Here is a 19726-nt window from a genome sequence, read left to right as displayed (position 1 = left end):
CTTTCCCCTTAACCGCGAGGCCGCAACAGATCGGCCAGCCCGTCGCCGATCAGCGAGAACCCGATCCCGGTCAGCACGATGGCGATGCCCGGCATCAGACTGAGCCACCAGGCCGTCGTGATGAAATTGCGCCCTTCGGCAATCAGGACACCCCATTCAGCCTGCGGTGGCTGCGCCCCCAGACCGAGGTATCCCAGCGATGACCCCAGAAGAATGGCCAGCGACATATCGGTCATCCAGTAGACAATCACCGGGGTGATCGCATTGGGCAGCAGGTGGCGAAAGATCACGCGCCGGTCAGAATATCCCATGACAATTCCGGCCGCCGCATAGTCATTGCCCATCTGGGTGATCACCTCGGCGCGCATCAGCCGGGCGTAGTAGACCCAGCCCACCGCCGTGATGGCGATATACATATTGACAAGCCCCGGCCCCAGCACCGCAACAACCGCGATCACCAGGACCAGAAACGGGAAGGTGATGACGGCATCCACCACCCGGCCAAAGATCATATCGGCAATGCCGCGATAATAGCCCACCAACGCACCAACCGTGACCCCGATCAGCATGGCAAAGACCGTGGCCAGAACGGCCATCTGCATATTCACAGAATAGGCAGAGATCACCCGGCTGAGGCTGTCGCGCCCCAGCATATCGGTGCCGAAAGGATGCGCCCAGCTCGGCGGCTGCCGCACCGCGTTATAATCGATGAAATTGGGATCATATGGGGCGAAGAGGCCCGGCGCGATGGCCAGCAGCGTCGAGGCTGCGATAATCGCGACACCGATCATGAACCCCGGTTTGCGCAGCGCGATCTTCCACCGGCTCTGCTGCGGTCGCGTCGCCTCGGGCGACAGAACTGTGGCATCGGTCATGTCAGACGCATCCTCGGGTCTAGGGCGCTCTGGATCAGATCGGTCATCAGGAACACGATCGACACCAGCACTGCAAATGTCAGGGTCAGCCCCTGGATCAGCGGATAATCACGGGCAAAGATTGCCTCCAGCATCAACCGGCCAACGCCCGGCACCGCAAACACCGTTTCGGTGACCAGGGTTCCGCTCATCAGGTTGCCGATGGACAGGCCAAGCAGCGTGACTGTGGAAATCAGCGCATTGCGCAACACATGCCGCCCCAGGATCTGCCAGGCCGACAGTCCCTTGGCACGGGCAAATTCAACATATTCCGCATCCACCACCTCAACGATGGCCGACCGCAGATTCCGCATGATGATCGCAGAGGTATAAAGCGCCACTGCCACCGATGGCAAAAACAGATGGTAGAGCCGCTCGGAAAAACTGTCGCCATAGCCCCCCACCGGGAACCAGCGCAGCTGCGCGGCTAGAAATGTCAGCAAGATCAATCCGATATAAAACACCGGCATGGACAGGCCGACCTGAAAGACGGTGCGGATCACCGCATCGGGCCAGCGCCCCCGGTTCAGTGCCGCAACAAAGGCCAGCGGCCCCGCGATCAGCACCGACAATGCCACGGCATAAACCGTAAGAAACAGGGTCGTCGGCAGGCGGCTGGCGATCACATCTATCACCGGCGCTCGCATCAGGATCGAGCGCCCCAGATCCCCCTGCACGGTATTGGACAGGAACTGCCAGAACTGGACCACCAGCGGCTGATTCAGTCCCAGCCGTTCGCGAATAGCGGCCAGATCAGCATCCGACGCGCGGTCCCCCGCGATGGCGATTGCCGGGTCTCCGGGTAATAGGCGCACCAGAAGAAAGATGATGATCATGACCAGAAAAAAGGTCACGGCCATCAGCAACAGGCGCTTGAGAATATATTGAATAGTGGCCATTCCGGCATCCGTTCGTCTGCACCGCCAGCCCCAGGGCTGACGGTGCTTTTACATTGCAGGGCGAAACTGATCAGCGGCTGATCGACGCTTCCTCAAAGAGGTTGTTGCCCAGCGGTGTCTGCACGTAGCCGCTGACCTTCTTTGACAGGGCCACCGCAAACGGGGTCTCGTACATGAACAGCAGCGGCGCCGCCTCGGCATAGATCGACTGCATCTCGGCATATTGACCAGCACGCGCACCCGAATCCATTTCCGTTGCCGAGGCCTCAAACAGGCTGTTGAACTTCTCGTTCTCCCAACCTGTGCCAACGGCCTTCGCAGTGGGGAAGTAACCGAGCCAACCAGTGACCTGACTTGGGTCATTCACATCATTGACCCACCCATAGGTATGGATGTCAAATTCACCCGACCGGTTCTTCGCGCCACGGGTGGCATTGTCGACCTGCTCCACCTTAAGCTCGATGCCCAAAGGCGCCCACATCTGCTGAAGCGCTGCAAAAATGGTGCTGTCATCCGCCGATCCGGCCAGCGTCGTAAAGGTGATCTCGGTTCCGGGCTCAAGACCGGCCTCGGCAATCAAGGCCTTTGCCTTGTCCAGATCATAGCCATAAAGCGGATCAGTTGATGTCGCCAGCTGGGTCGCCGCCGCCATCAGAGGCGAGGTCATGGGCTTGCCGGCCCCCTGCAGCACCAACCCGATCAGGGCCTGTTTATTGGTGGCATAATTAAGCGCCTGACGCACCCGCTCGTCCGCCAGCGGATTGGGCGATCCATCTGCCCGCGTCGGGCGGGTATTGATCGGTGAATAGATAATCCGGGTCGAGGGGAACAGATTCATATCGATGTTCGGATCCGCCTCCAGCTCGGCCACACGCGAGAACGGGATGAATTCCGCCGCATCCATCTCACCGGCCTGCAGCTTCAGGATACGGGTGGCATCATCGGGGATAATCTCGAAATGCACACCGTCCAGATAGGGCAGCGGTTTGCCGTCCGAGCCACTGCGCCAGTAGTGCTCATTGGCGCAGAAATCCATCGATGTGCCCTGCTCAAACCCGCAGAGATAGAAGGGGCCAGTGCCCACGCCCGCACTCTTTGCTGCAAAGATGGCGGCTGACTTCTCCTGATCCGTTGCGCCTTCGGCGGCCTCGAACGCGGCTTTGGACACGATGCCGGTGGTAAAGGTTGCCAGCATCGACAGGATCGTCGGATCCGGTGCCGAGAGGGTCAGGGTGATCTCGTTTCCATTATTGGCAACTGTATCCAATGTACCGAGGAGACCCGCCCACGGGCTCAGATCAGCATTGCGAGCACGATCCAGCGAAAACACCACGTCCTCTCCGGTCAGCGGTGTGCCATCGGAGAATTTGATCCCGTCGCGCAATGTCAGGGTCACCGTGGTGCCATCTTCAGAGACATTATATGTCTCGGCGAGGCCAGGAACGACCGAATTTCCATCGTCGCTGGGGCGCAGCAACGTGTCGAACAGGCTGCCAACCATCCAGATATCCGGATTGCGATCCGCATAGATCGGGTCGATCAAGGTCGATCCGTCGTAACGGGCAAAGTTCAGCACGCCGCCGCGATCCTGCGCCAGCGCCGGTACGGTCAGTGCCGTGGTCAGGGCAGCTGCGGCCGCCACCAGTTTTCTTGTCATTTGTGAGATCCTCCCAGATCGATTCTCCGTCTCATGTGGAGAAGCATAGCGTGGGTTTTAAAATTACTAAAATTATTTTTAGCAAAAGTTCTGATTGCGGTAGAAATCTCCGGTAGCTCAACTGCAGATGGACGCCGAACTTGCCGCATCAGCCCCAAGGCCGGAGGGTAGAGATATGCGCATTTGCGCCTGATCCTTCAGCGGGCAGAGCTCTTCATCGGCATGGTGCTCACCCAAAGTTCAACCGCCTCTTCGTCACTCAAAACGATCGAATAATGCGGCTTCGAGCAGTCATGGTGAACCGTATCCCCCGGCGACATGATATGCACCGAATCCCCCAGATGATATTCAAGCTGCCCCGAGATCAGGTAGCAGAACACCTCGCCCTCGTGGCACATCTTCTCCGAGACATGACCAGGTGGGCGGTGAATGATCGACGGGTAGCAGAGCGCGCCGGAAAACCCCGGCCCCAGCTTCTCATACAATCTCCCGTTGGTTCCCAGAGCGTAGGTCTGCCGGTTATCCTTATGAATATACTCTCTAAACTCTTCCTCAACACTCAACAGCTGCTCGACGCTGGTTTGCAGGGCGGCAGCGATGGACAACAGCGAGGACAGCGAGGGCGTGCTGATGCCCCGCTCAACCTGAGAAATGAACCCGGGCGTCAGTTCAGTGTCCTCGGCAACCTGCACCATGGTCATCCCCATCGCCTTGCGGCGGCGGCGGATCGCGTGTCCAAGCTGCTCGGAATTGTCCTTCTTGCGCGTTTTCTTGCTGGCGCCTGCCTTTATGGTCTCTGTCTTGCGCGTCTCTGAGGCGTCCATATCCGTATCCTGAAATTCCGGCAGCCCGACACCGCGCTGACCAAAGTGACCCATCCAACCAGCCGAACCTGTTTGGTCATGATCTGTGATGTGGGCTTCAGGAAAACATATACTAAAATTTATTGTAGTGCTACATCAGAAACAGGCGATCGATTGCCGTGACCGCCTTTCAGCCCGCCCCAAGCCCGCCGGAACCGTAGGAGACCGAGATGCGCAGCACCAGGACCGTACATGTCATTTCCGCCCATGCCGAGGGCGAAGTGGGTGATGTCATCGTCGGCGGCGTGGCACCGCCGCCGGGCGCCACACTCTGGGATCAGCGCACATTCATCGCGCAGGACCAGACCCTGCGCAACTTTGTCCTCAATGAACCCCGCGGCGGCGTATTCCGGCACGTCAATCTGCTGGTGCCTCCCAAACATCCCGACGCCGACATGGGGTTTATCATTATGGAACCGGAATATACGCCGCCTATGTCCGGATCGAATTCGATCTGCGTTGCGACCGTGCTGCTGGATGGGGGCATTCTGCCCATGCAGGAACCGGAAACGCATCTGACGCTGGAAGCGCCAGGGGGGCTGGTCAAGGTGCGCGCCGAATGCAGAAATGGCAAAGCTGAGAGGATATTTGTCCGCAATGTTCCCAGTTTTGCAGGGGCAATTGACGTTGCCTTGGATGTCCCGGGGATCGGTACGCTCCGTGTGGATACGGCCTATGGCGGCGATAGTTTTGTGGTCGTACAGGCCGCCGATCTGGATCTGACCATCTGCGACGCAGAGGCCAAGGCCCTGGCACAGATCGGAACCTGCATTCTGGATGCGGCAAATGAGCAGCTGGGTTTCAGCCATCCAGACAATCCCGACTGGTCGCATATTTCCTTCTGTGCATTTTGCGGCCCGCTGGAGCGCACCAACATCGGGTGGCGCAGTCGCTCTGCCGTGGCCATCCAGCCCGGCAAGGTGGATCGTTCACCCACCGGAACCGCAGTATCGGCCCGAATGGCCCTGATGCTGGCCAAAGGGGAAATGACCGCAGATGAGGAGTTTGAGGCAGTGTCGATCATTGGCTCCAGTTTCAAGGGCCGGATCGCCGACCAGACAACCGTCGGAGGCCAGCCCGCCATCATTCCGGAAATCAATGGTCGTGGCTGGATCACGGGAATACACCAGCACATGCTGGACCCCGATGACCCCTGGCCCGGTGGCTACAGGCTGAGCGACACCTGGGGGGCGTGATGCCCTGCCCCTTGATCCGCGCTTCCCGGCAGGGCACACCCGAACAACAACCGCCAGATTGGCACCTACGTAACCCCGACCCATGAGGCTCCCATGGCAGCCAAGCGCGCCATCTCCCGCAGCACCCTCCCCGACGTGATCGCCGCCGATTTGCGCGAGCGTATCCTAAGTGGTGAACTTGCCGAAGGTGAACCGATCCGCCAAGAGGCACTGGCAGAGGAATACGATGTCTCGCGGATGCCGGTGCGCGAAGCTCTGAAGCGGCTCGATGCCGAGGGGCTGGTCCTTTTTGCGAATAACCGCGGGGCAACAGTCACCAAACATTCCCTGCGCGAAATCGCGGAGATTTTTGATCTGCGCATCCTGGTCGAGGTCGATCTGTTCCGTCGCTCGATCCCTGCGATGACCAGCACTGACTTCGCAAGATGCAGCCAGATCCTGGATGAAATGGACGCCTCCTATGATGCTGATGACGTGGCAACCTGGGGCGCATTGAACCACCGCTACCACTCTGCGCTCTATGCTGCTGCCGGACGTAAGCTGACCAATGAAATGCTACAGGGGCTCAGCCTTCATTCCGACCGGTTTGTGCGCATGCATCTCAGCGTGATGAAACAGCGCGAACCCGCCAAGGCCGAGCATCGCGACCTCCTCGCGCTGGCGCAGGCCCGCAATGTCGAGGCCGCCTGCGACGCCCTGACCCGACATATTTCCCGCACCAAAGAAGAGCTGCTGGCGCTGGTTGCGGAGAACCGCAGCTAATACCGCACGCCGCAGGGCATACAGCGCGAATTTTGCTAGCGCGCCTGTTCATCTCTTGTGAGCGCCCATAAAACCAATATATTTAGTCAGGAATTAGCCGGGGCGCCCAAGTGCCCCTCTAGATAGACGGATTCATCACCCATGATGCCAGTGCAGACCTTGTCCCTGCCGCAGGTGACGACCCCTGACCGGTTGCGCAGTATCCCCCTGCTCGATGAGCAGGAATATAATGCACTCAATACGTTGCGTCTTGCGGCGATGGGCTGCCGCGCCGCTGCGCGGACCGATCTGTTCGAAGCCTGCGCGCTGCTCTGTGTCGATGGAGAGGATGCCAGACGCACCTATGTCGATACTTTTGTGAAATGCCTGCCAGAGGCAATGCCACGTCGAATCAAATGGTTTCGGCCCGGCACGGCAGAGGTCTCCTTCGACGAAGCTTGGGTGATGCGCTGCCTGTCCTGTGTATCAGCAAAGGATTATGACAGCCTCGGTTTCTTGCTGCGGTCGCAAATCGACCCGGCGCGGCGGCGCTACATCGGATTTCTTCTGGGCCGTATTTCCGAGCAATTTCCTAAGCTTTAGAATCGTTCTAAAAACTCTTGCCATATGCACCGGGATGGCTATGTTGTGTGTCACAGCAAGCCAGCTTCCTGCCAGCCAGCTATTTTATGGAACAATGGGGAACATGATGACACAGACCGCTGCTGCACTCTCGACCGATGCCAAAACCGCAATCGCCGATGCTCTGAACCAATCCGTGGCAGAAACCGCTGTCACCACGATGTTGGCCCAGAATTTCCACTGGAACGTCAAGGGCATGGCATTCGGCCCGCTGCATGATCTGTTCCAGAAGATCTACGAAGATCACTTTCTGGGGCAGGACGACCTTGCCGAGCGCGTACGTGCACTGGATGCCCATGCCGAGGGCACATTGGCCGGGATGCTGAAACGCTCCAAAGTTGCCGAACACGACGGCCATGCGACCGATCAGGAAATGATCCGGATCATGATGGAAGCGCAGGAAACCCTCGCCGCGACCCTTGCAGGCTGCGGTGCGCTAGCCGCCGACCATGGTGATACGCTGACCGAGGATCTGTGCATTGCGCGCGGCCAGACCCATGAAAAATTTGCCTGGTTCCTGCGCTCGCATCTGGCGGGCTGACACGACAACGGCCGTGGGTGAACAACCCAGACTGGCAAAGCCACATAATCGCGGTCAGAGGATCTCCTCTGCCGCGATTTTTCGTTTTGCCAGTTTCTTGCGGTAGGCAAGGTCCCAATGCGTGTATTTTCCCAGCTGGCCCTGCTGCGCGGTCAGCATCCTGACAAACGCGCGCCTGTGGCTGTCTTTCTTCAACGCTTTGAACAGCGACTTCTGGGCCTTGGTCATCGAACAGCCGATGCAATGTCCCTCACGCTTGAATTTGCAGACATCAATGCAGGGGCTGGGAGTCTTGGGCATATCGAACCTTATGCGTTACCGGGCATCTTGGCCCACAAATGGGGCGACACGGGTCACTCTGCAACCGCAAAGACGAGTATTTTTGTCAATTTCTCGACACCCCCACTCGCGCGCCAGCTCGGTAGCGCCCTGACGCCGAACCAACCGGCCGTCAGAAGCGCACAGGGCACATCTAAATCTCGCTACAGTTATATGTCGACTTTGACAGCCACTCCGGGTTGATCTCGATGCCCCAGCCGGGCTGATCAGTGACCGTCGCCTGACCGTTGTCGATGCGGAATGGATCAGTGACAAACAGATCCCGCTGCCAGGGATAATAGTCATCGCCCTCGATAGAGAATTCCAGATAGCGCCCGGGCAGATCGACGGCGCGGAGCATATGCATCGTGAACAGGGTGACCAGAGACAGGTTCGCGCAATGCGGCGTGCAGGGCAGCCCCGCCGCCGCACCCAGCTGCGCAACCTGCATACTTCGCGTCATCCCGCCCAGATACAGAATATCCGGCTGGATGATATCAACCGCGCGCATCTCGATCATACGACGCCAGACCTGCAAATCCCAATCCTGCTCACCGCCCGCCACATCCAGATCCAGCGTGCGGGTCACCTCCGCCGTCTGCTCCAGCATCCAATAGGGGCAGGGTTCCTCGAAATGCTCATACCCATGGTCCTGCAGGTGCTGGCCTACCTCAATGGCGCGTTTCGGGGAAAACCCGGAATTGCCATCAACCAGCAGGGAGACCTGATCTCCCAATGCTGCCCGGATCGTCGGAATGATCGTCTCCGTCCGCCCCGGCCATTCATCCCGGTCTTCGCCGCATTCGGCGCCGACCCGCACCTTGAATGCGTCAAACCCGTGGCTGTCACGCAGGGTTTTGAGCCGGTCCGCCTCGTCCAGTGGTGTGATATCGCGCCGCATCGAAGAGGCATAGGCCCGAACCGGACCCGGCGAGCCGCCCAGCAACACCGCCACTGGTTTTTCGGCCACCCGGCCGCGCCAATCCCACACCGCCGTATCAAAGCCCGCCATCGCACGCCGCAGATAGGTGCCCGGATATTTATGCTCGCGCAGCGGGATCTCGGTGATCACCGCCTCAAGCGCATCCATACCCCGGCCCAAGGCCCAGGGCGCCACCTGCCGATGAAGGATCTCGCAGGTCAGATCGCTGTTATAGGTCGAAACCTGCCCCCAACCCTGCTGGCCATCCTCCGAGGTAACCCGGACAAACCCCACCAAGGGCGTGCAGAATGTCTCGATCCGGCAAATGCGCGGCCCGATGTCCTGTTGTCCGCGATCATCCTGCAGCGGCACCGCACCCGAGGCTGAATAGGGCGTATTCATCCGGCCTCCAGAATAAGATCAGCCGCCCGATGGGCCAGCATCATAGTCGGAGCATTGGTATTGCCCGAGGTGATATTGGGAAAGACCGAGGCATCCACGACCCGCAGCCCGTCAAACCCGTGCAGCTTCAGCTTGGGGCAGACAACGGCGGTGCTTGCATCCGCCCCCATACGGCAGGTCCCGACCGGATGAAACACCGTGCCACAGCGTTCGCGGAAATCCGACAGGATGTCGGCATCTGTCATCTGCCGCAGATCAGGCCCCATTGGAGCCTCGATCAGCCGGGTCAATGCCGATGTGCCTGCCAACCTCTGGCAGAGCAGCCCCCCTGCGATAACCTGCGCGCGGTCTTCCTCAGTCGCGAGAGAGCCGGGCTGAATCAGCGGAGGGGCAGTTGGGTCGGCGCTGCGAATGTCGATCCGGCCCCTGCTGGTCGGACGGGCGGGTTGAAAGCCGATAATGAACCCGGCAAACGGATCCGGCTGGATCACCTCACGCTTGCCGTCAGGCGTAGTGGTATAGGTCACCGGATTGAAATAGAGCTGCTGGTCAGGGCGGCCCAGATGCGGCGCGCTGCGGAAAAACCCGCCGCATTGGTTCACCGACAGCGCCAGCGGGCCCCTGCGGCGTATCGCATACTGCAGGGCGGCGTGGAGCTTTCCGGTCAAGGGCGACAACACATTGTTAAGGGTCGGCTCTGTGGCGCGAAAATAATAGTTGATCCCCAGATGGTCCTGCAAATTGCCACCAACATGGGCCTGCTCCTGAACCACCTCGATCCCGTGCCTGCTCAGCAGATCCGCAGGACCGATCCCCGATTGCTGCAGCAGACAGGGCGAGGCAACAGCCCCGGCGGACAGAATGATCTCACGCCCGGCCGATATAGTCATCAATCTGCCGCGCCGCCGCAGCTGTACCGAAACGGCACGACGACCGTCAAAAATGATCCGTTCCACAAGCGCACCGGTCATCAAGGTCACATTCATCCGCTTTAGCGCGGGTGCCAGAAATGCCCGCGCCGAATGCATCCGGCGACCACCGCTTGTGTTGATCCGATAGACCGCCGCGCCTTCGCCACCGGGATCGTTGATATTGCCGGTACTCGGCAGGTCCAGTTCAGCCGCCGCGGCAAAGAAATGCCGGTTCGCCGGGTGTATCTGGTCCGATACATCCTGCACATGCAGCGCACCGCTTCCCTGCCGCCGCCCATCGGGCGCCACTTGGGTTTCCATCGCCTCAAAGGACTGATGCACGGTCTCCCAGTTCCAGCCCGTCGCGCCCGCGGCCTCCCAATCGTCAAAATCCTGCGGCACCCCGCGGGCATAGACCAGAGCATTGATTGCGCCCGAACCACCAACCCCCTTGCCACGCGGCCAGTAGCCGCGCCGCCCCGCGAGCGTCGCCTCGGGTTCGCTTTCATATTTCCAGTTCACCGCAGGATCAAAAAACGTCTTGCCGTAGCCCAGAGGCAGCGCAATCCAGGGGGAGCGCCCACGCCCGCCAGCCTCAAGGACAAGCACCTTATGGCGGCCGCAGCGGCTCAGCCGCTCCGCCAGCACACATCCCGCAGACCCTGCGCCAATAATAATGTAGTCAAATCGCGTCACTGCCTGACCGTCCGCAAAGTCTTTATCGTCAGATCGTGACAAAGCTGATCGCAAAGCGGAAACGAAAAATAGTTCGTCGCTACCTTAAAAAAATTCGCAGCATGGGTATTCTGCGCCTATGTACAACGATCTTCCTCCGATGAATTGGCTCCGTGCCTTTGATGCCAGTGCGCGGCACGGCAGCTTCACACTGGCGGCGAAGGAGCTGGGCCTCACACCTTCTGCGGTCAGCTATCAGGTTCGCGGGCTTGAGGCGCAGCTGGGCCACAAGCTGTTCCGCCGCGACCACAAGCTGCTCAGCCTCACACGGCTGGGACATGCCTATCTGCCCGTGGTGGCCAAGGCTTTTGCCGATATTGACGCGACCACCTGCAATCTCTTTGGCAAAGGGACCGAGCAGGAGGTGACCCTGCGCTGTCTCACGTCTCTGAACCTCCTGTGGCTGATGCCATTGCTGGGCGACTACAGAAAACAATATCCCGCCAGTCGGCTTCGGGTGTTGTCGTCATCATGGAGTGAGCTGTCGCAGGGCGAGTCGATAGATGTCGACATTCGCTATGGCGATGGCAGCTGGCGCGATGGCCCCGTCTTGCCGCTGCTCCAGAACACGGTCATTGCAGTGGCCACACCCAGCCTGCTAGGCACTTCCCCCTGCCCCGAATTGGACAGATTGCCACTGATCGAAATGACCGGCGTTGTCGACACCTGGCGCCATTTCTTTGCGCTGCACGCCCCCGGCGTTACAGTCCCCGAACCAGCCTACAAGGTCGACCAATCGCTGATTGCACTTGAACTGGCCAACCGTGGTCTGGGCGTTGCTTTGGTTGCTGATGTCTTTGCCCAGCCGTATCTTGAGCGCGGCACATTGCGCCGCGCCAGCGATATTGCCCTGTCGACCCAGCATGGCCATTATCTGGTGCTGCCCTCGGATCGAAACAGCCATCGGCCTGAGGTGAGCACGCTTGTCGACTGGCTGCAAACCCAGGCGCATCTAACTGCCGAACGTGTCGCCGCCGCGATTGCCACACCGCCTGCGGCGGGCTAGGGTCAGCGGGAAACAGACCACGCCGACAGGCCAGCCAAACCAGGCAATCCCGCGCCCTGATCACGAGAGATCTGGCGGCTGCGCTGCGCGGTAACTCCAGTCAACATATATGAATAGGTCGGAATGCTCACTGTTCTTGCAAATCGGACCTATCGTCACCTGCTGGCCGCTCAGGTCATTGCGCTGCTCGGCACCGGGCTGGCGACGGTCGCGCTTGGCCTGCTGGCATGGCAGATCGCAGGGGAGGACGCCGGCGTTGTTCTCGGCACGGCCCTCGCGATCAAGATGGTGGCCTATGTCGGCCTCGCTCCCATCGCGGCCGCCCTTGCCGATAGGCTGCCCCGGCGCACCATGCTGGTCTCGCTCGACCTGATCCGCGCCGGTGTGGCGCTCGCGCTGCCCTTTGTCACCGAGATCTGGCAGATCTATTGCCTCATTTTCCTGATGCAGGCCGCCTCTGCGGGCTTCACGCCGACGTTTCAGGCGACCATTCCCGATGTGCTGCCGGATGAGGCAGAATATACGCGCGCGCTCTCGCTGTCGCGGCTTGCCTATGATTTGGAAAGCCTGCTGTCGCCGGCACTTGCGGCTGCGCTGCTGACCGTGGTCAGTTTCCCGATGTTGTTTGCAGGCACGGTCATCGGTTTTCTGACCTCTGCCCTATTGGTGCTCTCCGTGCCGGTCCCATCACCCCAGCCTGGCAAGCCGCGCACGATCTGGGCCCGCACGACGCGTGGCATACGGCTCTATCTTGCGACGCCGCGACTGCGGGGCCTGCTGGCACTGAACCTTGTCGTTGCGGCGGCCTCCTCGATGGTCATCGTCAACACGGTTGTGTTGGTGAAAGGCAGCTTCGGCCTGCAGGAACCCGAGGTGGCCATTGCCCTTGCGGCCTTTGGCGGCGGGTCGATGCTGGCCGCGCTGCTGCTGCCACGGATGCTGGACCATATGCCGGACCGTCCGCCGATGCTAGCAGGCGGCGCCATCCTCACCTTCGGGCTCTTTCTCGGCCCATTGGCCAACAGCTTCCTGCTTCTAGTTGTTCTTTGGATGATACTTGGCTTTGGCTTCAGCCTGGCCCTGACGCCAACGGGGCGGTTGCTGCGACGCTCGGCAAATGCAGAAGATCGCCCGGCGCTCTTCGCCGCACAGTTTGCCCTCAGCCATGCTTGCTGGCTGGTGACCTATCCGCTGGCAGGGCAGATCGGCGCCCGCGCCGGTTTCAACACGACCTTTATGGTGCTCGGGCTGATTGCCGCCGTCGGTCTCTTGCTCGCTGCGAAGCTGTGGCACGGAAATGCCGATATGGTGGCGCATGATCACCCTGAACTGCCCGACGATCACCCGCATCTGGCCAAGCATGGCCATGGGCGACAGCACCGACATGCCGCGATTGGTGATGATCTCCATCCGCGCCGCTAGGCGATGAGTCTTATTGGCTTTGCGGATCCGATCTCTACGCCCTGTAGCGCGTGCTGCCAGAATACAGGCCGGATGCGACGGCGCTCTCTTCGCGATCCTGACACGGGTCTTTAGCGGCTCCGAGAAACGTCCCCCCAAAAACCGCGACCGCAGCGGCGCAAAGGCGGCTGCGGTCACAGATGAATCGACACCTAAATCAGGATAGGCTTAGCCGGTGTTCTGCCAATCTTCCGGCTCATCAGCCCACATGTCCTGCTCCTCCCAGCCGTCACCGGAGGTGTGTTGCTCAGCGGCATCGACCACCGCCTCCGGGGTCTCGGACCCGTCTCCTGCTACGGTGAAAATCGCCACCAGCTCCGCCAGCTTGGTCGCATCCCCGCGCAGCATATGGCTGGCGGCGGTGGATTGCTCCACCATCGCCGCATTCTGCTGGGTCACCTGATCCAGCTGCGACATGCCGATATTGATCTCATGCAGCCCGGTAGACTGAGCCGTCGCGCCATCGGCGATATCGGAGACCTGCTGCGAGATCTGCCCGACCTGTGCCACGATGCCGCTCAGCGCAGTGCCAGCCTTGCCGACGAGTTCGACACCGTAGTCGACCTTCTTTGAGCTCTCGCTGATCAATGTCTTGATTTCCCGCGCCGCCTCGGATGTGCGCTGCGACAGGCCACGCACTTCGGAGGCAACAACCGCAAACCCACGACCCGCTTCGCCAGCGCGCGCCGCTTCGACACCGGCGTTCAAAGCCAGAAGATTGGTCTGGAACGCAATGTCATCAATCACGCTGATGATCTGCGCGATATGTTTGGAGCTCTCCTCGATTTCCGTCATCGCAGAGACCGCGCTGCTGACAACGCTGCCATTCTCGATCGCTTCGCTCTTTGCGGCCTGGGTGGTGGTCTCAACCGAACGCGCGCCCTCAGCTGCGGATTTCACACTGGCTGTCAGCTCATCCAGGGCAGCGGCAGTCTCCTCCAGCGTCGCCGCCTGGCTTTCGGTCCGCCGCGACAGATCATCGGAGGCCTGGCTGATCTCATCGGCGCCATTGCGAATGGAAGAGGCAACATCCACCATATCCATCACGGTTCTGCTCAAGGTCTCAACCGTCTGATTGAAATCCGCCTGCAACTGGGCGTAGCCCTCGGTCAGTTCTTCGTTGATCCGCGCCGAAAGGTCGCCCTGTGCAAGCCGGGCCAAACCCTGACCGATCGCCGTAACGGCAGCGGTCTGCTGCGCCTGATGGATCGCGCGCTCCTCCTCGGTGGCCTTGGACAGTTCCTCTTTCTCCACCAACCCGTCACGGAACACGGTCAATGCCTGTGCAATGCGGTAGATCTCGTCGCTGGTGCGCTCAAATCCCTTGATCGGGCTCAGATCACCATCGGCGAGCCGCTCGGTGGTCCGGCTGATCGCGTTGAGCGGTCGTTGGACCAGGAAATGGGTCAGCAGCAGCGCCACCATCAGGAGCCCGCCCGCCACCATCAGCATCCGTTCGATATTGGCGCGAGCCTCGTCTACGGTCGCTGCAATGTCGGTGGCCATATAGGCAATTTCACCCCGGCTGCCGGAGCCAAGAAGCGAGGCACGGCTCGCGATCTGAAGCACCGCATTGGCGGTTGCATTGGCCGCTTTGGTCGCATCCGCATCCGCCGTGAGCGAGGCAATTCGGAAAACCGCCAGCCCCTGATCGGGTGCCGCCAGCGTGATGATCTCGTCGAGCTGCGCGGCCAGCCGTCCTTCGTCAAACGTCTTGTAGTCTGCAAGAGCGGCAGCGGCTCGCTCCATCGGTTCGGCAGCAGCGCGGGTCTGCACCAGACCCTGCGCGGTCACGACATCCAATGCTGCGACCTGGAAATTGCTGATCCAGGTATTGATCTCAAGCAATGTGTTGAGAAAACCGACCTCATTCGCAAGCAGACCCTGAATTGCCTTCTTGCTGTCGGTGCTGGCATCGTCAGCCGCCAATGTCACCTCAAACACCATGTCATCGACGGCAGTGGCCAGTTCGGTATCGCTGGACAGGCGCGCACTCAGCACCTCCTGACGCAGGGCGCTGGACTGAGCACCCGCGCGCGAAACCGCCTTCTGCAGCACCGCAGCAGCATCACGGATGGCAAAGATCGGTACGACACCAGGCGCCTCGACCTCCAGCGTGTTGATCACCTCGTTCAGACGGCCATCCGATGCCTTGGCCAGATCGGTCAGGATCGACTGCATGGCACGGTCCTTGGTATCGCCGATGGCAAGGGCGATACCGGAAATCAGGTTGATTTCCGCACGCGCCTGCAACAGCGACTGCAGGGTGGCAAATTTCACCTCGACCAGATCGGTCAAAGTCGCATCGACTGCAGACATCGTCTGCTCACCGCCTTTGGTGAGGTTCGAATAGGCCTCCTTTGCCATCTCGGCGAGCGTGACCTGCATGGCGCTGCTCATTTCCTGCAGCTCGGCCGTCATCGCGATCACTGCCGCAGCATTCTTGAAAGCAATGGTACGGGCGTCAATGGAGGCATCCAGCGCCTCCTCTACCATAACCAGATCTGGTTTGAATTCATCACGGAGCACTTCGGGCAGCTGTTCCACCGCGCTATCAAGAGCGCGAACCGCCGTTGTCACATCGCTCTTGGCAAAGTCGAGCGCATTCAGCGTATCAGCCAGCATCACCGCAACCATCGCGTCCTTGGTTCGGGCCGCAGCAGCGGTCATCTGACCGCTCAGTTCCAGTTCAGGAAGCTTTTCCCCGGACAGGACATGTACATCTCCGGCCACCTGTTCAAACGCCCGCGTCACCGCATAGCCGATGGCCCCCGAAGTACCCGCCATCGCCAGTAGGATAAGAAACATCTTGGCGCGAATACTGGACAACGGATTCCACCGCCGTGTCGCGCGTTTACGTGTCTGCTTCGTCATTATTCGCCCCATGAGTCCATTAAAACCACTCGGTTTTGCACAGAAATCCGGCAGAGGCCGGGTGATTGAGGCATCAGACATGCCTCAATCTGGCGCTTTTTCAGGATTCGCCGCCTGCCACGACAGGCTGGAAGCTGCCATCCTTGGCGATATGGGTCAGGAAGACGTCATCCATGCCCTGGTTGTCATCCGGACCAAAGCGCATGGTGACTCCGCCCAGATCCACCTCACTCAGCCCGGCGAAGGCCGCGAGATAGCTTTCACGGGTCAGCTCGGCACCTGCCTCTTCCAGAGCGCGGATGGCCAGACGACCTGTCAGATACCCTTCAAGTGTCACGAAACCCGGCTCGGCTGCGGCATCCACCGCCTTCAGTGCGGATTGGTACTGCGCCACGACTGGCAGCGAAGTGTCCCATGGGAACGGCACAACCTGGCTGATAATCACACCTTCACCGGCCTCGCCCAGTTCCTTCGCCAGCGCGTCGGACCCCACAAAGGAAATATTCACGAAGGTCGGATTGAACTTCAGCTTGCGCGCCAGCTTGATGAATTCGGCAACCGGCTTATAAGCGCCAACCATCACAACCGCATCCGGTTCGGCCTTGCGGATGGTCAGAAGCGCCTTCTTCACAGCGGTGGTATTGCGGGTATACGTGCCCTCGGCGGCGAGGGTCATGCCGCGTTTTTCCAGTGCCGCGGTAACACCAGCCAGGCCTACGCGACCAAAACCATCATCCTGATAGAGCAGCGCGATGGAGCTCATGTTCAGCTCATCCACCAGATGGGCAATCCAGGCTTCGGTTTCCGCCGCATATGTGGCACGGACGTTGAAGATGTTCCCGTGGCTTGCATCGCGCAGGAAACCAGCACCGGTGAAGGGGCCGATAAACGGCATGCCAGCCTCGGTCGCGATCGGCTGCGTTGCCGATGCGGTCGGGGTGCCAACAGCGCCGATCAGGCCAATATGCTGATCATCAGCAATCACCTGTTTGACCAGCGTGGCCGATCGGTCAGGTTCATAGCTGTCATCCATGCTGTCCAGAACGATGCTGCGTCCGTGAACACCACCCGCAGCATTCGCCTCGGCAAACGCGGCTTGCAGGCCAAGCTGCATCCCCTGCCCCAGCGCCGAAGCCGGACCATCAAGTGCGGCGACCTGTGCAAATCGAACTTCAGTCTCTGACACGCCCTGCTGAGCAAGTCCAAGCGTCGGCAGGGCCATGGCCAGTACCGCTGCGGTTGTTAGTTTTCTTAGCGACATCGTATACTCCACCTTTCAAAACACCGGCGCAGCTTGCCCTGAACCCGTTAACAAAGGCCCTCCGGGCGAAAATAACCCTGCGCAAAATATGCAAAGCATTTTATCAATCGGTCGAAACCACAGACCAAAGCGCCCAGACCATCGACCTCTTCCCGCGCGACTGTTAGGGTGACAGCACCTTATTTCCGGTCAGCGCCCAGGACCTGCCATCGTGAAAATCCCTTTGTTCTTTGATGGCTATGATCTGAAAGCCTACGATGTCCCACACGGCCAAATCCTGTCGCAGCTGCGTGAGCGCCTGCGCTATGGCTATCGCCTGATGAAAGGTGCACAACCGCGAACCGGCTTCTACGTCGCCTTCACGAATCTTGCCAAAAGCCTTCGGCGTCTCGGTCACGATGTGGTGATAAATGACTTCGACTTTGCCCGCGGACATCCAGATCACCCGATCGGCCTGAGTGGATATCTGCCGCCGCTGGCCCGTTTTGGACTGCGCAACCCTGCCATTTACGGTCCCGGACGCGTGCCGGACAGCAGCGACCTTGCAGCGCTTCGCGAACAGGTGAACCTGAAAGTCGTGACCTACCCGTCAGCCTGGCCGATCCAGCTCAATCCGGCAGAGACACGCGCACAATTCGCACCGATGTTCGTGGGCATCGACACCGATGCCTGGCCCGATATGTCGGGTCACAGCAAAAGCATTGATCTGCTCTTCTACAACAAGGTCCGCTGGCATCGCGAAACCGCCCGCGAATGCGATCTGCTCCAGCCCCTGCGTGACATGCTGACCGCGCGCGGGCTCAGCTGGCGCGAACTGGACTACGGGCATCATACGCCCGCGCAGTACCGCGATCTGGTGGGCCGCAGCCGTGCGGTACTTTTCTGCACCGAACATGAAACCCAAGGGCTGGCCTATCAGGAAGCCATGTCGGCGAACCTGCCAGTCTTTGCCTGGGATGAGGGGGTGCTGGTCGACCCCTCACAGCGGATCCTGGCACAGGGTGACGTCATCCCCAGTTCGGTGCCCTATTTCGATGACCGCTGCGGGATGCGGTTCCAGATCGACAATATGGAAGAACAGTTTGATCGCTTCTGGACGGCGCTGCCAAACTATCGCCCCCGCGATTACGTATTGGAGAACCTGTCTCTCCAGCGCGGCGGTGAACGTTTTATGTCACTCTACGAGCCGCTCTTTGACGCGGCCTCATCTCTTCGGCCCGGTCTCACGCCTTTGGCCCGGAACGCCGATCCCGGCTGAAGCCAGCAACGCCGTCACATCATCGGCGGTCTGACGGAACATCGTCTCGGGCAGCGCCGCGATCCGATTGCGACAGGCGGCGATCCGGTCCGGCGTCAGCTGCTGCAACAGCCCGACCAGCTCGGCGGCATCAGCACGGCGCAGGGTCCAGCCCTGCCCTGTCTCCTCAATCTTGCGGCCGGTCTGCGTCGTCGCCACGGCGATCACCGGACAGCCGTGCCAGCCGGCCTCATAAATGCGGTTCGGCAGCAGCAGATCCGAATTGCCACCGGCGCGGGCCTCACCCGCCTGCCACAAATCCTGCGCCCAGACCACATCGCAGCCGCCGTAGCAGGCAGCCAGACCCTCCGGGTAGGCGTAGGCCCCGTGAAAGGTGACATTGCCGTGTCCCGCGATCCGGTCATGAAAATCAGGCAAGACATGGTCGTGGATCTTGCCGTGAACATGCACCTCGATCGCCGCCCCCATTTGCTGCGCCACCCTCAGCAGCAGCTCAAAGCTCGGTCGGCAGCGTATGGCGCCGATCCAACCCAGCCGCAACGGCCCGGATGCCGCGCCATGAAAACCTCCCGCGACGGGTCGTGACATGCGGTCCGGCACGACCATCTTGTTCTCCACCAGATACCAGGGGCCAACAAAACCCTGTACCGGCACGAAATACCCTTCGTGGAAACCGGGCGAGGACAGCCACAGCACCTCCGCCGCCGCGATCAGCCGCCGCTCGACCCAGCGGGCGATCCGGGGTTTCAGGCCGCTGCCCTCGAACAGCGAATGGATATCCAGCACCTCATAGGCAAGCGGCGCCGCGCTGCCGCTCCGCCGCCGCAGCGCGGCGGCCAGCGCCAGCATATCGAGATTGCGCGCCACCAGTAGATCAGCCTGCTGCACCAATGGCCGCAGCCGTGGGTCACGCAACGCAGTGAAGAGCGCCAGACGCCCCCGGCGTAACAGCCCGTGTTGACCAATCTCGCCCAGATCAATGTTTTGCCAGCTCACCTGCGGCAACGGCCCCTTGCGCGAGGACACCGAGATCACCTCATGCCCAAGCGCCTGAAAAGACTCCAGCCGTCTCAGCTGGGCCACGTCAGTCAGATCGGAGGCAAAACAGAGCAACTGCGCCATATG

General features: G+C 60.4%; 17 protein-coding genes. 7 read left to right on the top strand and 10 right to left on the bottom strand.

The genetic code is table 11. From position 1 onward, the window contains the following. Positions 1 to 8: 8 nt before the first annotated feature. The 4 genes from VXL81_RS09000 to VXL81_RS08985 all read right to left on the bottom strand — a co-directional run bounded on the left by VXL81_RS09000 (position 9) and on the right by VXL81_RS08985 (position 4294). Positions 9 to 875, bottom strand: coding sequence for an ABC transporter permease (locus VXL81_RS09000; protein WP_340547568.1), 867 nt, complete (start codon positions 873 to 875; stop codon positions 9 to 11). Continuing rightward, positions 872 to 1813 carry an ABC transporter permease gene (locus VXL81_RS08995; RefSeq protein WP_340547567.1) on the bottom strand — a complete coding sequence of 314 codons (942 nt, stop codon included), beginning with the start codon at positions 1811 to 1813 and terminating at the stop codon, positions 872 to 874. The genes VXL81_RS09000 and VXL81_RS08995 overlap by 4 nt, the downstream gene beginning before the upstream one ends. 70 nt (positions 1814 to 1883) lie before the next feature. Next, a complete protein-coding gene (locus tag VXL81_RS08990) occupies positions 1884 to 3470 on the bottom strand; it encodes an ABC transporter substrate-binding protein (RefSeq protein WP_340547566.1) in 1587 nt (528 codons plus the stop codon). 197 nt (positions 3471 to 3667) lie between these two features. Next, positions 3668 to 4294, bottom strand: a complete 627-nt coding sequence (locus tag VXL81_RS08985) for a helix-turn-helix domain-containing protein (RefSeq protein ID WP_340547565.1) — start codon at positions 4292 to 4294, stop codon at positions 3668 to 3670. Positions 4295 to 4503: 209 nt separating this feature from the next. On the opposite strand from VXL81_RS08985, the gene VXL81_RS08980 reads away from it, so the two are divergent. From VXL81_RS08980 to VXL81_RS08965, 4 genes are all read left to right on the top strand, one after another. Then, positions 4504 to 5529, top strand: a complete 1026-nt coding sequence (locus tag VXL81_RS08980; protein WP_416553862.1) for a trans-3-hydroxy-L-proline dehydratase — start codon at positions 4504 to 4506, stop codon at positions 5527 to 5529. A gap of 93 nt (positions 5530 to 5622) precedes the next feature. Next, entirely contained in the window at positions 5623 to 6291 is a 669-nt protein-coding gene (locus VXL81_RS08975; protein WP_416553860.1) for a GntR family transcriptional regulator, read from the top strand. 141 nt (positions 6292 to 6432) lie between these two features. Further along, positions 6433 to 6873 carry a hypothetical protein gene (locus tag VXL81_RS08970; RefSeq protein ID WP_416553858.1) on the top strand — a complete coding sequence of 147 codons (441 nt, stop codon included), beginning with the start codon at positions 6433 to 6435 and terminating at the stop codon, positions 6871 to 6873. Positions 6874 to 6979: 106 nt separating this feature from the next. Further along, positions 6980 to 7453: a Dps family protein gene (locus VXL81_RS08965; RefSeq protein WP_340547561.1), complete on the top strand. Its 474-nt coding sequence runs from the start codon at positions 6980 to 6982 to the stop codon at positions 7451 to 7453. Positions 7454 to 7507: 54 nt separating this feature from the next. Here the strand turns inward: VXL81_RS08965 and VXL81_RS08960 are convergent, their stop codons facing one another. From VXL81_RS08960 to VXL81_RS08950, 3 genes are all read right to left on the bottom strand, one after another. Next, on the bottom strand, positions 7508 to 7753 hold the full coding sequence (locus tag VXL81_RS08960; protein ID WP_340547560.1) for a DUF1289 domain-containing protein: 246 nt from the start codon (positions 7751 to 7753) through the stop codon (positions 7508 to 7510). Between the two features lie 172 nt (positions 7754 to 7925). Continuing rightward, positions 7926 to 9095, bottom strand: a complete 1170-nt coding sequence (locus tag VXL81_RS08955) for a mandelate racemase/muconate lactonizing enzyme family protein (RefSeq protein ID WP_416537928.1) — start codon at positions 9093 to 9095, stop codon at positions 7926 to 7928. Next, positions 9092 to 10702, bottom strand: coding sequence for a GMC family oxidoreductase (locus tag VXL81_RS08950; protein WP_416541803.1), 1611 nt, complete (start codon positions 10700 to 10702; stop codon positions 9092 to 9094). Before VXL81_RS08950 ends, VXL81_RS08955 begins: the two co-directional genes overlap by 4 nt. Positions 10703 to 10841: 139 nt before the next feature. Between VXL81_RS08950 and VXL81_RS08945 the strand changes: the two genes are divergently transcribed. Both VXL81_RS08945 and VXL81_RS08940 read left to right on the top strand, forming a co-directional pair. Beyond that, positions 10842 to 11747 carry a LysR substrate-binding domain-containing protein gene (locus tag VXL81_RS08945; RefSeq protein WP_416553856.1) on the top strand — a complete coding sequence of 302 codons (906 nt, stop codon included), beginning with the start codon at positions 10842 to 10844 and terminating at the stop codon, positions 11745 to 11747. Positions 11748 to 11870: 123 nt separating this feature from the next. Then, positions 11871 to 13169 (top strand): MFS transporter, encoded by a 1299-nt coding sequence (locus tag VXL81_RS08940; protein WP_416553854.1) that lies wholly within the window; start codon positions 11871 to 11873, stop codon positions 13167 to 13169. Between the two features lie 207 nt (positions 13170 to 13376). On the opposite strand, the gene VXL81_RS08935 is transcribed toward VXL81_RS08940, so the two are convergent. Together VXL81_RS08935 and VXL81_RS08930 are read right to left on the bottom strand one after the other, a co-directional pair. Then, positions 13377 to 16082: a methyl-accepting chemotaxis protein gene (locus VXL81_RS08935; RefSeq protein WP_416535374.1), complete on the bottom strand. Its 2706-nt coding sequence runs from the start codon at positions 16080 to 16082 to the stop codon at positions 13377 to 13379. Positions 16083 to 16182: 100 nt separating this feature from the next. Further along, positions 16183 to 17343, bottom strand: a complete 1161-nt coding sequence (locus VXL81_RS08930; RefSeq protein ID WP_416553852.1) for an ABC transporter substrate-binding protein — start codon at positions 17341 to 17343, stop codon at positions 16183 to 16185. 211 nt (positions 17344 to 17554) lie between these two features. Here VXL81_RS08930 and VXL81_RS08925 point away from each other — a divergent pair, with 211 nt between their 5' ends. After that, positions 17555 to 18601 carry a glycosyltransferase gene (locus VXL81_RS08925; protein WP_416553850.1) on the top strand — a complete coding sequence of 349 codons (1047 nt, stop codon included), beginning with the start codon at positions 17555 to 17557 and terminating at the stop codon, positions 18599 to 18601. Here the strand turns inward: VXL81_RS08925 and VXL81_RS08920 are convergent. Beyond that, positions 18548 to 19723 carry a glycosyltransferase family 1 protein gene (locus VXL81_RS08920; protein WP_416553848.1) on the bottom strand — a complete coding sequence of 392 codons (1176 nt, stop codon included), beginning with the start codon at positions 19721 to 19723 and terminating at the stop codon, positions 18548 to 18550. The two genes, VXL81_RS08925 and VXL81_RS08920, sit on opposite strands and share 54 nt — an antisense overlap. Between the last annotated feature and the right edge of the window lie 3 nt (positions 19724 to 19726).

It is taken from the genome of Phaeobacter sp. JH204B, assembly GCF_048055755.1.
GTDB classification, from domain to species: Bacteria; Pseudomonadota; Alphaproteobacteria; order Rhodobacterales; family Rhodobacteraceae; genus Phaeobacter; species Phaeobacter bryozoorum.
Note: the sequence above shows the minus strand (reverse complement) of the source record. Positions and strands in the feature narration are given on the sequence as shown.